General features: G+C 63.8%; 12 protein-coding genes. 11 read left to right on the forward strand and 1 reads right to left on the reverse strand.

What is annotated here, in order from left to right; all coding sequences use genetic code 11:
- The first annotated feature begins 81 nt into the window (after window positions 1-81).
- The 11 genes from AB4N80_RS13900 (at window position 82) to AB4N80_RS13950 (ending at window position 9232) form a co-directional block, all read left to right on the forward strand.
- On the forward strand, window positions 82-717 hold the full coding sequence (locus AB4N80_RS13900) for a MotA/TolQ/ExbB proton channel family protein (RefSeq protein WP_025214875.1): 636 nt from the start codon (window positions 82-84) through the stop codon (window positions 715-717).
- Window positions 714-1142 (forward strand): ExbD/TolR family protein, encoded by a 429-nt coding sequence (locus AB4N80_RS13905; RefSeq protein ID WP_053123850.1) that lies wholly within the window; start codon window positions 714-716, stop codon window positions 1140-1142. The genes AB4N80_RS13900 and AB4N80_RS13905 overlap by 4 nt, the downstream gene beginning before the upstream one ends.
- Window positions 1142-2152 carry a tetraacyldisaccharide 4'-kinase gene (lpxK, locus tag AB4N80_RS13910; RefSeq protein WP_122565902.1) on the forward strand — a complete coding sequence of 337 codons (1011 nt, stop codon included), beginning with the start codon at window positions 1142-1144 and terminating at the stop codon, window positions 2150-2152. The genes AB4N80_RS13905 and lpxK overlap by 1 nt, the downstream gene beginning before the upstream one ends.
- 23 nt (window positions 2153-2175) lie before the next feature.
- A complete protein-coding gene (locus tag AB4N80_RS13915) occupies window positions 2176-2361 on the forward strand; it encodes a Trm112 family protein (protein WP_003179363.1) in 186 nt (61 codons plus the stop codon).
- Window positions 2358-3122 carry a 3-deoxy-manno-octulosonate cytidylyltransferase gene (gene kdsB, locus AB4N80_RS13920; RefSeq protein ID WP_122565901.1) on the forward strand — a complete coding sequence of 255 codons (765 nt, stop codon included), beginning with the start codon at window positions 2358-2360 and terminating at the stop codon, window positions 3120-3122. The genes AB4N80_RS13915 and kdsB overlap by 4 nt, the downstream gene beginning before the upstream one ends.
- A complete protein-coding gene (locus AB4N80_RS13925; protein WP_460082525.1) occupies window positions 3122-3586 on the forward strand; it encodes a low molecular weight protein-tyrosine-phosphatase in 465 nt (154 codons plus the stop codon). Before kdsB ends, AB4N80_RS13925 begins: the two co-directional genes overlap by 1 nt.
- The gene (gene murB, locus AB4N80_RS13930) at window positions 3583-4602 is read left to right on the forward strand and encodes a UDP-N-acetylmuramate dehydrogenase (protein ID WP_460082529.1); all 1020 of its coding nucleotides are present in this window, start codon (window positions 3583-3585) and stop codon (window positions 4600-4602) included. The genes AB4N80_RS13925 and murB overlap by 4 nt, the downstream gene beginning before the upstream one ends.
- A gap of 265 nt (window positions 4603-4867) precedes the next feature.
- Window positions 4868-5338 carry a (2Fe-2S)-binding protein gene (locus tag AB4N80_RS13935; RefSeq protein WP_122565898.1) on the forward strand — a complete coding sequence of 157 codons (471 nt, stop codon included), beginning with the start codon at window positions 4868-4870 and terminating at the stop codon, window positions 5336-5338.
- Window positions 5335-7650, forward strand: coding sequence for a xanthine dehydrogenase family protein molybdopterin-binding subunit (locus tag AB4N80_RS13940; RefSeq protein WP_305490894.1), 2316 nt, complete (start codon window positions 5335-5337; stop codon window positions 7648-7650). The genes AB4N80_RS13935 and AB4N80_RS13940 overlap by 4 nt, the downstream gene beginning before the upstream one ends.
- Complete coding sequence (locus tag AB4N80_RS13945) at window positions 7650-8621, forward strand: XdhC family protein (protein ID WP_122565896.1); 972 nt, start codon at window positions 7650-7652, stop codon at window positions 8619-8621. Before AB4N80_RS13940 ends, AB4N80_RS13945 begins: the two co-directional genes overlap by 1 nt.
- A 20-nt stretch (window positions 8622-8641) precedes the next feature.
- The gene (locus AB4N80_RS13950; RefSeq protein ID WP_460082535.1) at window positions 8642-9232 is read left to right on the forward strand and encodes a nucleotidyltransferase family protein; all 591 of its coding nucleotides are present in this window, start codon (window positions 8642-8644) and stop codon (window positions 9230-9232) included.
- A 226-nt stretch (window positions 9233-9458) separates the two neighbouring features.
- Here AB4N80_RS13950 and rne read toward each other — a convergent pair whose 3' ends face one another.
- Window positions 9459-12653 (reverse strand): ribonuclease E, encoded by a 3195-nt coding sequence (rne, locus tag AB4N80_RS13955; RefSeq protein ID WP_436278776.1) that lies wholly within the window; start codon window positions 12651-12653, stop codon window positions 9459-9461.
- Window positions 12654-12901 lie beyond the last annotated feature (248 nt).

Raw genomic sequence — 12901 nt, forward strand, 5'->3', positions numbered from 1 at the left:
CTGATGCGCTTATCGGCGGGGCGGGTCTGCAAGGCGAGTCTGTGTGATAAAGTGGCGCACTTTTTCGAGGGGGCAGTCACTGTGTGGGAATTGGTCAAATCCGGCGGCTGGATGATGTTGCCGATCATTCTGAGTTCCATCGCGGCACTGGGTATCGTTGCCGAACGCCTGTGGACCCTGCGTGCCAGCCGCGTGACCCCGGAGCATCTGCTCGGGCAGGTCTGGGTCTGGATCAAGGACAAGCAGCTGAACAAGGACAAGCTCAAGGAGCTGCGAGCCAGCTCGCCGCTCGGGGAGGTCCTCGCCGCTGGCCTGGCGAACTCCAAGCATGGTCGCGAGATCATGAAGGAGTGCATCGAGGAAGCCGCCGCCCGGGTCATCCATGAACTGGAACGCTACATCAGTACCCTGGGCACCATCGCCGCCATGTCCCCGCTGCTGGGCCTGCTGGGAACGGTGCTGGGCATGATCGACATCTTCAGCGCGTTTACCGGCTCCGGCATGACCACGAATGCCGCGGTACTGGCGGGCGGGATTTCCAAGGCCCTGATCACCACCGCCGCCGGCCTGATGGTCGGTATCCCTGCCGTGTTCTTCCATCGGTTCCTGCAACGCCGCGTCGACGAGCTGGTGGTCGGCATGGAGCAGGAAGCCATCAAGCTGGTCGAGGTGGTGCAGGGTGATCGTGACGTGGACCTGGCTGGGGGCAAGCAGTGAAATTCCGCCGCAAGCCACGGGAAAACATCGAGATCAACCTCGCGTCGCTGATCGACGTGGTGTTCATCCTGTTGCTGTTTTTCGTCGTGACCACCACGTTCACCCGGGAAACCCAGCTCAAGGTTGAATTGCCGCAAGCCGTCAGCGGCTCGCCGGCCGAAGACCAGCAACTGAAGAACCTCGAAGTCACCATCAGCGCCGAAGGGGCGTTCTCGGTGAATAACCAGTTGCTGCCCAAGAGCGACCTGGCGAGCCTGATCGAGGCCCTGCAGAAAGAGTCCGGCGGCGATACCAACCTGCCGCTGTCCATCAGCGCCGACGGCAAGACCCCTCATCAATCGGTGATCACCGCCATGGACGCGGCCGGCAAGCTCGGTTTCAGCCATCTGCGCATGACCACGGTCGAGGCGGCGCCCGCACCCTGATGGCCATGTCCGATCGATTGCTTGCCGCGTGGTATGAAGGCCACCCGGCCCTGACCCTGCTGCGGCCGCTGGAGTGGTTGTACCGGCGGGTGGTGGTGGGCAAGCGCGAGCGTTTCCTGGCGGGTGAAGGCCAGATCTACCAGCCCCCCGTGCCGTTGGTGGTGGTGGGCAACATCACGGTGGGTGGCACTGGCAAGACGCCGTTGATCCTGTGGATGATCCAGCACTGCCAGCGCAGTGGCTTGCGGGTCGGGGTGGTCAGCCGGGGCTATGGTGCCAAGCCGCCGCAACTGCCGTGGCGGGTCAGGGCCGAGCAGGGTGCCGACGTCGCGGGGGACGAGCCGCTGCTGATCGTCCAGCGCACGGGCGTGCCGTTGATGATCGATCCCGATCGCAGCCGCGCGGTCCAGGCGCTGGTGGAGAGCGAACCGCTGGACCTGATCCTGTCCGACGACGGCATGCAGCATTATCGGCTGGCCCGGGACCTTGAACTGGTGCTGATCGACAGCGCTCGCGGCCTGGGCAACCGCCGTTGCCTGCCCGCCGGGCCGCTGCGCGAACCGGTCGAGCGCCTGCAATCGGTCGACGCCGTGCTGTACAACGGCGCCAGTACCGACCGCGAAGACGGCTTCGCCTTCCAATTGCTTCCCACCGAACTGGTGAACCTGGCCAGTGGCGAGCGCCGTCCTCTCGACCATTTTCCACCCGGCCAGGCCCTGCACGCCGTGGCCGGCATCGGCAACCCCCAGCGTTTCTTCAAGACCCTCGAAACGCTACACTGGCGGCCAATACCGCACGGGTTTGCCGACCATGCCGAATACAGCGCCCAAGCCTTGAACTTCACGCCATCCCTGCCGGTGGTCATGACGGAAAAAGACGCGGTCAAATGCCGTGCTTTCGCCGCGCCTGACTGGTGGTACCTGGCGGTGGACGCCGCGCCGTCGCCGGCCTTTGTGGCCTGGTTCGATACGCAATTGATGCGCCTGTTACCGGATCGGCTCGTGCCTTAACACCTTTTACCAAGGGGAATTCCATGGACACCAAACTGCTCGATATTCTGGCCTGCCCGGTCTGCAAAGGCCCGCTCAAGCTCAGCGCTGACAAGACCGAACTGATTAGCAAGGGCGCCGGCCTGGCCTACCCGATTCGCGACGGCATCCCGGTGATGCTCGAAAGCGAAGCCCGCACCCTGACCACCGACGAGCGCCTGGATAAATGACCACCGCCTTTACCGTTGTCATTCCGTCGCGCTTTGCCTCGACGCGCCTGCCCGGCAAACCGTTGCTGTCGATCGCCGGCAAGCCGATGATCCAGCACGTCTGGGAACAGGCCTGTAAAAGCAGCGCCCAGCGCGTGGTGGTGGCGACTGACGATGCGCGGATCGTCGAGGCCTGCAAAGGCTTTGGCGCCGAGGTCGTGCTGACTCGCGAAGACCATAATTCCGGCACTGATCGCCTGGCGGAGGTCGCGGCGAAGCTCGGTCTTGCCGCCGACGCGATCATCGTCAATGTGCAAGGTGACGAGCCGTTGATCCCGCCGAGCGTGATCGATCAGGTCGCCGCCAACCTTGCGGCCCACACCGAAGCGCGCATGGCCACCCTGGCCGAGCCGATCGAGGATGTGCAAACCCTGTTCAACCCTAACGTGGTCAAGGTGGTCAGCGACCTCAATGGCCTGGCGTTGTCCTTCAGCCGTTCGACGTTGCCCTGGGCGCGGGACGCATTCGCCCAAGACCGCGACGTGCTGCCGGAGGGCGTGCCGTACCGCCGTCATATCGGCATCTACGCCTACCGCGCCGGCTTTCTCCAGGACTTCGTCGCCTGGGGCCCGTGCTGGCTGGAAAACACTGAAGCCCTGGAACAGTTGCGAGCCCTGTGGCATGGCGTGCGGATCCATGTCGCCGATGCGCTGATCGCCCCGCCGACCGGTGTCGACACGGCCGAAGACCTCGAGCGCGTTCGTCGCCTGCTGGAGGCCTGATGCGGGTCCTGTTCGTCTGCCTCGGCAATATTTGCCGCTCGCCCACCGCCGAAGGCATCTTGCGCCACAAGTTACGCGTGGCCGGGCTGGCCGGGCAGGTGGAAGTCGCTTCCGCCGGTACCGGTGACTGGCACGTCGGCAAGGCGCCGGACAAGCGCAGCCAGGCCGCCGCCCTGAGGCGTGGCTACGACTTGTCGGCCCAGCGCGCGCAACAGGTGACGCGCGCCGACTTCGCCGCCTATGACCTGATCCTGGCGATGGACAGCAGCAACCTGCGCAATCTCCAGGCCCTGCAACCGGCAAATGGCAAGGCCGAGTTGGATCTGTTCCTGCGGCGATACGAAGCCGAAATCGACGATGTGCCGGACCCGTACTACGACGGCGAGCAGGGCTTCGAGCAGGTGCTGGACCTGATCGAGCGCGCCACGGATCGCCTGGTGATCGAATTGAAGGGGCGGTTATGACCTTGCAGGTACGGGCGGGCGTCAGCCTCAAGCCCTTCAACAGCTTTGGCGTGGACGTCAGCGCCCGGTTATTCGCCGAAGCCCACGACGATGGCGATGTTCGCCAGGCCTTGGCCTATGCCAGCGAGCATGCCGTGCCGTTGCTGGTGATCGGCGGTGGCAGCAACCTGTTGCTGACCGGCGACATCGACGCCTTGGTGGTGCGCATGGCCAGCCAGGGGATCCGCCTGCTCAGCGATAACGGTGAGCAGGTGGTGGTCGAGGCCGAAGCCGGGGAACCCTGGCATCCCTTCGTCCAGCACACGCTGGCGCAAGGCTGGTCGGGCCTGGAAAACCTCAGCCTGATTCCCGGTACCGTCGGTGCGGCACCGATGCAAAACATTGGCGCCTATGGCGTGGAGATCAAGGATGTCTTCGCTGGCCTCACCGCGCTGGATCGCCTGACCGGTGAACTGCGTGAGTTCACCTTGGAAGAGTGCTGTTTTGCCTACCGCGACAGCGTGTTCAAGCAGCAGGCGGGACGCTGGTTGATCCTGCGGGTGCGTTTCGCCCTCAGTCGCGCCGGGCACTTGCACCTGGAGTACGGCCCAGTCCGCCAGCGATTGACCGAACAAGGCATCGATCAGCCGACGCCCACGGATGTGAGCCGGGCCATCTGCGGCATCCGCAGCGAAAAACTCCCCGACCCGGTCGTGCTGGGCAATGCCGGCAGCTTCTTCAAGAATCCGCTGGTGCCGGCCACGCACGTGGCACACCTCAAGCAGCAGTACCCCGATCTGGTGGCTTATCCACAGCCTGGGGGGCAGATGAAAATCGCCGCCGGCTGGCTGATCGAACGGGCCGGCTGGAAGGGCTTTCGTGAGGGTGATGCCGGTGTGCATAAGTTGCAGGCGTTGGTGCTGGTCAACTATGGCAACGCCACGGGCCCGCAACTGTTGGACCTGGCCCTGCGCATCCAGAAAGACATTGCCGAACGTTTCCAGGTCGAGTTGGAAATGGAACCCAATCGGTACTGAGCCGTCTCCACGCAGCACCTGAAAAAGCGCCCTGTACACCCTGCACACGAGTATTTGTGCAGGATTGTGCAGGGCGTTTTGCTTGATCCTGGGTTAATTTAGTTCGCTAACGATGCGACCATCGCATCCCAAAGGCCCGATGCAGACGCCTGCGTGCGTTTGCATAAGAGAGCCCGATCAGCCTGAGCCAGTCTGCGACAACCGAACCGTTACCTAAGCGGCAGATTGCTCGACCCCATAACTCGATAACTATGCGGGCGTGCCCATGATTACCCTGAAACTCAATGGAAAAGACCATCAACTGGATGTGACCGAGGACATGCCGCTGCTGTGGGCTATCCGGGATGTGGCCGGTTACAACGGCACCAAATTCGGCTGCGGCATGGGCCTGTGTGGCGCCTGCACCATCCACATCGACGGCGCCCCGGCGCGCAGTTGCATCACGCCAATCGGCTCGGTGAAAGGGCAGGACGTCAGCACCATCGACGGGCTTCACGCCGACCCGGTCGGGCAAGTCGTCCAGAAGGCCTGGCTCGACACTGCGGTGGCTCAGTGCGGTTACTGCCAGGGCGGACAGATCATGTCTGCTACCGCCTTGCTCAAGACCAACCCCAACCCGAGCGATGAGCAAATCGAAGAAGCCATGGTCGGCAACCTCTGCCGCTGCGGCACCTACAACCGGATCAAGACCGCGATCCGCCAGGCTTCCACTCACCTGAAGGAGGCCAAGGCATGAGCCGCTTGCCCGATGATTTCGTGCTGAGCAATCTCAGCCGCCGTGGTTTCCTCAAGGGCGCGAGCGCCACCGGCGTGCTGGTGCTGGCGGCCACGTGGGGCCTGCCGGATGCCTTTGCCGAGGAAAAGAAATTCGGCGCCGAGGGCATGCCCCATGGTGCGGTCGACGACCCGAAGGTTTACGTCAGCATTGCCACCGATGGCAGCGTGACCGTGATCTGCAACCGTTCGGAAATGGGCCAGGGCGTGCGCACCAGCCTGAGTATGGTGGTCGCCGACGAACTGGATGCTGACTGGGCGCTTGTCAAGGTCAAGCAAGCGCCGGCCGATGAGGCGCGTTTCGGCAACCAGGACACCGACGGTTCGCGCAGCATGCGTCACTGGTACGAACCGATGCGCCGTTGCGGGGCCGCCGCCCGGACCATGCTGGAACTGGCCGCCGCTGCGCAGTGGAAGGTGCCGGTGAGTGAATGCCGTGCGCAACTGCACAAAGTGCTGCACCAGCCTTCGGGGCGTGAACTGGGTTACGGCGAATTGGCCGCCGCCGCCAGTGCCTTGCCAGTGCCGGCCCGTGACAGCTTGCGTCTCAAGCAGCCGTCCGAGTTCCGCTACATCGGCAAGGAAGCGAGCCGGGCCATCGATGGCGCGGACATCGTCAACGGTCGTGCCGTGTTTGGTGCCGATGTGCATTTCGACGGCATGCTCTATGCGGTCATCGCGCGCCCGCCGGTCTATGGCGGCAAGGTCAAGAGCGTGGACAGCAGCGCGGCGCTGAAGGTACCGGGCGTGGTCAAGGTGGTGCAGATCGAAGGGCGCCCGCTGCCTTCGGAGTTCCAGCCGTTGGGCGGCGTGGCGGTGGTGGCGAAGAACACCTGGGCGGCGATCAAGGGCCGCGAGGCGCTGAAAATCCAGTGGGACGACGGCCCGAATGCCGGTTATGACTCCATTGCCTATCGCAAGGAGCTGGAAGCGGCGGCCCTCAAACCCGGAAAAGTCGTGCGCAGCAGCGGTGATCTCGACGACGCGTTGGCCACGGCTGATTCGACGTTGGAAGCGTCGTATTACTTGCCGCATTTGTCCCAGTCCCCCATGGAGCCGATGGTTGCTGTTGCCCGGTTCAAGGACGGCCAATGCGAGGCCTGGGCACCGAGCCAGGCGCCGCAGGTGACCCGTGAGCGTGTCGCCGAACGCCTGGGCATTCCTTTCGAGAAGGTCACGGTGAACATCACGTTGCTGGGCGGCGGTTTCGGACGCAAGTCCAAACCCGACTTTGTCGTCGAAGCGGCGGTGCTGGCCAAGGAATTTCCAGGCCAGCCAATACGGGTGCAATGGACCCGCGAGGACGATATTCACCACTCGTATTTCCATACCGTATCGGCTGAATACCTCAAGGCTGGCCTGAACAAGGACGGCATGCCCTCCGGTTGGCTGCACCGCACCGTAGCCCCGAGCATCACCGCACTGTTTGCACCGGGCATGACTCACGAGGCGCCGTTCGAAATAGGTATGGGCGTGACCAACATGGCCTACGCCATCCCCAACCTGCGCCTGGAAAACCCCGAAGCGGTGGCCCATGCCCGGGTGGGCTGGTACCGCTCGGTGTCGAACATTCCCCATGGTTTTGCGATCCAGAGTTTCATCGACGAACTGGCCCACAAGGCCGGCCAGGATCCGCTGAAGTACCAGGTCAAATTGCTCGGGCCGGATCGTAAGATCGATCCGCGCACCTTGAGCGAAGAATGGAACTACGGCGAATCCCCTGAGCGTTACCCGATTGATACGGCGCGGATTCGCACGGTGCTGGAAACCGCCGCGAAGGCCGCCGGTTGGGGGCGGGAGCTGCCCAAGGGCCGTGGCCTGGGGCTGGCGGTGCACTACAGCTTTGTCACTTACGTGGCGGCGGTGCTCGAGGTGGAGGTCAAGGACGATGGCACGGTGATCGTGCACAAGGCGGACATTGCCGTAGACTGCGGTCCGCAGATCAACCCCGAGCGCATCCGCTCCCAGTTCGAGGGCGCCTGCGTCATGGGCCTGGGCAATGCGATGGTGGGTGAAATCAGCTTCAAGGACGGCAAGGTGCAGCAGGACAACTTCCACATGTATGAGGTGGCGCGCATGTCCCTGGCGCCCAAGGAAGTGGCCGTGCACCTGGTCACGCCGCCGGGGGAGGTGCCGTTGGGCGGTGTCGGCGAGCCGGGCGTGCCGCCGATTGCGCCGGCCCTGTGCAACGCCATTTTCGCCGCCACCGGTCAGCGTATCCGTAATCTGCCTGTGCGCTATCAGCTGCAAGGCTGGCAACAGGCCAAGGCCTGATGGACAGCGTCGATCTGAACGTCCTGCGCAGCGTGCTGGAGTGGCGCCGCGCCGGGCAGCGGGTGGTGTTGTTCACCGTGGTCCAGACCTGGGGCACCGCGCCCAGGCCGCCGGGGGCGATGCTGGCCCTGCGCGAAGATGGCGTGGTGATCGGTTCGGTGTCGGGCGGTTGTGTCGAAGATGACCTGATCGCCCGGTTGCACGACGGCCGCATTCCTGCGGACGGTCCGCCGGTGCAACTGATCACCTATGGCGTCACCCGCGAAGAAGCGGCGCGCTTCGGCCTGCCGTGCGGCGGTACGTTGCGCCTGACCGAAGAGCGGGTGGGCGATCCGCACTGGGTCGCAGAGCTGCTGGAGCGCTGCGAGGCCCATGAGATCGTCGCCCGTGAGCTGACGATCACCACCGGCAATGTGGTCCTGGTCTCGGCCAGCAAGACCGACGCCCTGGTGTTCGATGGGCAGGTGCTGCGGGCCATTTACGGCCCACGTTGGCGGCTATTGCTGATCGGCGCCGGACAATTGTCGCGCTACGTGGCGGAAATGGCCCGACTGCTGGACTTCGAAGTGCTGATTTGCGATCCGCGCAAGGAGTTTGTCTATGGTTGGGAAGAGCAGCATGGGCGCTTCGTCTCGGGGATGCCCGACGAAGCCGTGTTGAGCATCCAGACCGACGAGCGCACGGCCATTGTGGCCTTGACCCATGATCCACGCCTGGACGACATGGCGCTGCTCACGGCCCTGGACTCCAAGGCTTTTTATGTCGGTGCCCTGGGTTCGCGGGTCAACAGCCAGAAACGTCGGGACAACCTGGCTCAGCTAGGCTTGTCTGCAGAGGCGATTGGCCGCTTGCATGGACCGATCGGCTTGCACATCGGCAGCCACACCCCGGCGGAAATCGCCTTGTCGCTGCTGGCCGAAATCGTGGCGATCAAAAATGGCGTGGCACCGCGGCAGAAAAAAACGCTGTAAGCCGTGGGTAAGGAGGGCGTATGAGCGAGTCGATTGGCGTGATCATCCTGGCGGCTGGAACGGGCAGCCGTTTTCGCCAGATTGCAGGCCCCGACAAGGATAAATTGCTCGCCGATTGCACCGGGCGCGACGGTGCCGTGCGCTCGGTGATTGAACAGGTGCTGGTGAATCTGCCAGCCTCCCTGGAAAAGCGCGTGTTGGTGACGAGCAAGAATCGGCCGCAAGCCATTCGCATGGCCCAGGCCTATGGATGTTGTTTCGTGGAATTGGACTCCCCCGGCCTGGGCGACAGCATTGCCGCCGGTGTCCAGGCCTGCCCGGACCTTGATGGCTGGCTGATTTTGCTGGGCGACATGCCGTTCATCCTGCCGTCGAGCATTGAGCAGGTGGCGGCGGGGATTCGCGCGGATGGCATCAGCGTGCCGGTCCTCGCAGGTGCGTATGGGCATCCGGTAGGATTTGGTCGTGGATTTGGGCCGAAACTGATGGCGCTGACCGGGGATCGCGGCGCAAAGGTATTGTTTGCCGGGGCGCAGGTGGTCGAAGTGCCGGTGGACGATCCTGGCGTTGTTTGGGATGTCGATGTGCCAGAAGCACTGACCTTCAAATAACAGACGACGCAAAACCCTGTGGGAGCGGGCTTGCTCGCGAAAGCGGTCTGACATTCACCATTGAGGCAAGCTGGCCCGCCGCCTTCGCGAGCAAGCCCGCTCCCACATTGGATTTTCAGTGGATGTAAGTCTTGTGCCCAACCCACCCCCTTCTGTGGATAAGTCTGAAGGCATAAAAAAGCCCCGCCTGGCATGACCAGGCGGGGCTTTTTACTGGGCGGTGGAATCAGGCGTGAGGTTTAGGCTCGTGCTCTTTTTCCAAGGCTTCAGTGTGACGCGGCGCGATTTCTTCAGCGGTGTGCTGAGGTTCGTCGAACGTCGGAGCCGATTCAACCGGGGTTTCAGCGACCGGGGCAGGGGCTGCCTCGGCGACTTCTTCCACGACTGGCGCAGGCTCGGCAGCAGGCGCTTGAGCGGCGGCAGCGGCAGCTTGTTCGGCTTCCTTCTGCAGACGCTCGGCTTCACGCTTGCGACGACGCACTTCACGCGGATCGTTCGGCGCGCGGCCATTCGCGGTCAGGGCGCTGGCAGGTGCAGGCTCTTCCACCACTGCGGTGGCTTCGGCAACCACCGGCGCTTCGACCACTGGAGCAGGCTCGACCACTTCTGGCTCGACCGCTTTCACGGGCTCTGGTGCCGGTTCTGGCTCGGCAACGGGGGCCGGTGCGGCTGGCTCGGCGGTCCAGTTGAACGCAGTCTGCTCTTCGCGGACAGGCTCGGGTGCCTTTTCCTCGGCCGGTGCTTCGACGACCGGTTCGGCAGCGACCACTGGAGCCTCGACGACCGGTGCGGGCTCGGCGGCGACTTCAGTTTCAGGCTGGGCTTCAGGGGCCGGTGCGAGTTCCACTTCTGGCGAGGCGGTGGCTTCTACCGGGGTAGTGGCTTCGACCACTGGCGCTTCAACCGGCGCGCTTTCCACTGCAGCGGTGGCGCGTTCGGCTTGTTCGTGAGCCTGGGCTTCGGCCGGGGCGCTGATCGCGCTGCTGGCAACGGCCGCAGTTACGGCCAGGCCGGCGGCCAGGTCCGCAGCGCTTGGCGCTTCGGCATTCTCGGTGGATTCGGACTCTTCCGAACCTTCGATCACGTTGCCGTTGGCGTCGCGTTGACGCTCACGACGGTTGCTGCGACGACGCTGGCCACGGGAGCGGCGGCGTGGACGATCGCCTTCGGCGGTGTCCTGGCCATCTTCCTGCAGTTGCTCTTCGGCGTTCAGCACTTCTTCTTCGCTGGCTACGGCGGCCGCCTGCTCGGCGCGTGGCTGGCGTTCTTCACGTGGAGGACGCGGTGCGCGTTCTTCACGAGGCTGGCGGGCCGGACGCTCTTCAGCGGTGGCAGCCGCAACGGCCGGGGCGGCATCCAGGGGCTCGCGCAGTTCGCGAACGCGTTCTTCACGCTCGCCACGTGGCTTGCGATCTTCACGCGGTGCGCGTGGTTGACGCTCTTCACGCGGCGGACGCGGTGCGCGTTCTTCGCGGGCTACGGCTGGCGCTTCCTCACGGGCTTCGCGCGGCTGGCGCTCTTCACGCGGCTCACGTGGCGCGCGTTCTTCACGCGGTGCACGTTCTTCGCGAGGCTTGCGCTCTTCGTCGCGACGACCGTTGCGGTTGCGGGTCTGCTGGCGACCGTTGCGGCGTTCTTCGTTGCGGGCAGGGCGCTCGGTAGCGGCAGGCTTGGCGACGACGGCCGGGGCAGCGGGTTCTTCCTTGGTGGCGAACAGGCTTACCAGCGATTTCACCAGGCCTTTGAACAGGCTCGGTTCCGGGGCTGCTGCGGCCGGGGCGGCAACCGGAGCGGCCACTTCGGTCGGAACCGGAGCGTTGGCGCGGGCCGGAGCAGTCTTGACCGCGGCTTCCTGGCGAACCAGGGTGCGAGTGGCGGCGGCCGGCTGGACTTCTTCCACTTCGGCAGCGGCAGCAGCGATTTCGTAGCTGGACTGGTTGGTGTGGGCTTCCGGGCTGTCATCGCGCAGGCGCTGCACTTCGAAGTGCGGCGTCTCGAGGTGATCGTTCGGCAGGATGACGATACGAGCGCGGGTGCGCAGTTCGATCTTGGTGATCGAGTTGCGTTTTTCGTTGAGCAGGAACGCGGCCACCGGGATCGGCACCTGGGCGCGAACTTCGGCGGTGCGGTCTTTCAGGGCTTCTTCTTCGATCAGGCGCAGGATTGCCAGGGACAGCGACTCGACGTCACGGATGATGCCGGTGCCGTTGCAACGCGGGCAAACGATGCCGCTGCTTTCGCCCAGGGATGGACGCAGGCGCTGACGGGACATTTCCAGCAGGCCGAAGCGCGAGATGCGGCCGACCTGTACGCGAGCGCGGTCAGCTTCCAGGCATTCGCGGACTTTTTCTTCCACGGCGCGCTGGTTCTTGGCCGGGGTCATGTCGATGAAGTCGATGACGATCAGGCCGCCGATGTCGCGCAGGCGCAACTGACGGGCGATCTCTTCGGCGGCTTCAAGGTTGGTCTGCAGGGCGGTTTCTTCGATGTCGCTGCCTTTGGTGGCGCGCGCCGAGTTGATGTCGATGGACACCAGGGCTTCGGTCGGATCGATGACGATGGAGCCGCCGGACGGCAGTTCGACGACGCGCTGGAAAGCGGTCTCGATCTGGCTTTCGATCTGGAAACGGTTGAACAGCGGAACGCTGTCTTCGTAGAGCTTGATCTTGCTGGCGTACTGCGGCATCACCTGGCGAATGAAGGTCAGGGCTTCGTCCTGGGCTTCAACGCTGTCGATCAGCACTTCACCGATGTCCTGGCGCAGGTAATCGCGGATGGCGCGGATGATCACGTTGCTTTCCTGGTAGATCAGGAACGGCGCGGAACGATCCAGCGAGGCTTCTTTGATGGCGGTCCACAGTTGCAGCAGGTAGTCGAGGTCCCACTGCATTTCTTCGCTGCTGCGGCCCAGGCCGGCAGTGCGCACGATCAGGCCCATGTCAGCCGGGGCAACCAGGCCGTTCAGGGCTTCACGCAGTTCGTTGCGCTCTTCGCCTTCGATACGGCGGGAGATGCCGCCGGCACGCGGGTTGTTCGGCATCAGGACCAGGTAACGGCCGGCCAGGCTGATGAAGGTGGTCAGGGCGGCGCCCTTGTTGCCACGTTCTTCTTTTTCGACTTGGACGATGACTTCCTGGCCTTCGCTCAGGACGTCCTTGATGTTGACGCGGCCTTCAGGAGCCTTCTTGAAGTATTCGCGGGAGATTTCTTTGAGGGGCAGGAAGCCGTGGCGCTCGGAGCCGAAATCGACAAAGGCAGCCTCAAGGCTTGGTTCGATGCGAGTAATCCGGCCTTTATAGATGTTGGCCTTCTTCTGCTCGCGTGCACCGGATTCGATATCCAGGTCGTAGAGGCGCTGGCCGTCTACCAGTGCAACACGCAACTCTTCGGGTTGAGTTGCGTTAATCAGCATTCTTTTCATGTAGTACCGTCGGTTTCCGGGCTGCCGGAAACGGCGTTCGGCACACACGACTTCTCACGGTCGGTGTCAGGTGCGTCCTGGAGATGGCGAGGCCATTCCAGTGTCCAGCGAGTTCGACCCAATGATGGCGAAGTCGCGACGGACGCGTCCTGCTTGCTGGTACTCAAGCACTCAGTCAGGAGGAGGAATCAACCGGCGTCTGTGGACGAGATGAAGCGTCTAAATATAAGCCTAGTGCTACACAGTCC

This window comes from Pseudomonas sp. H3_A02 (assembly GCF_054671965.1).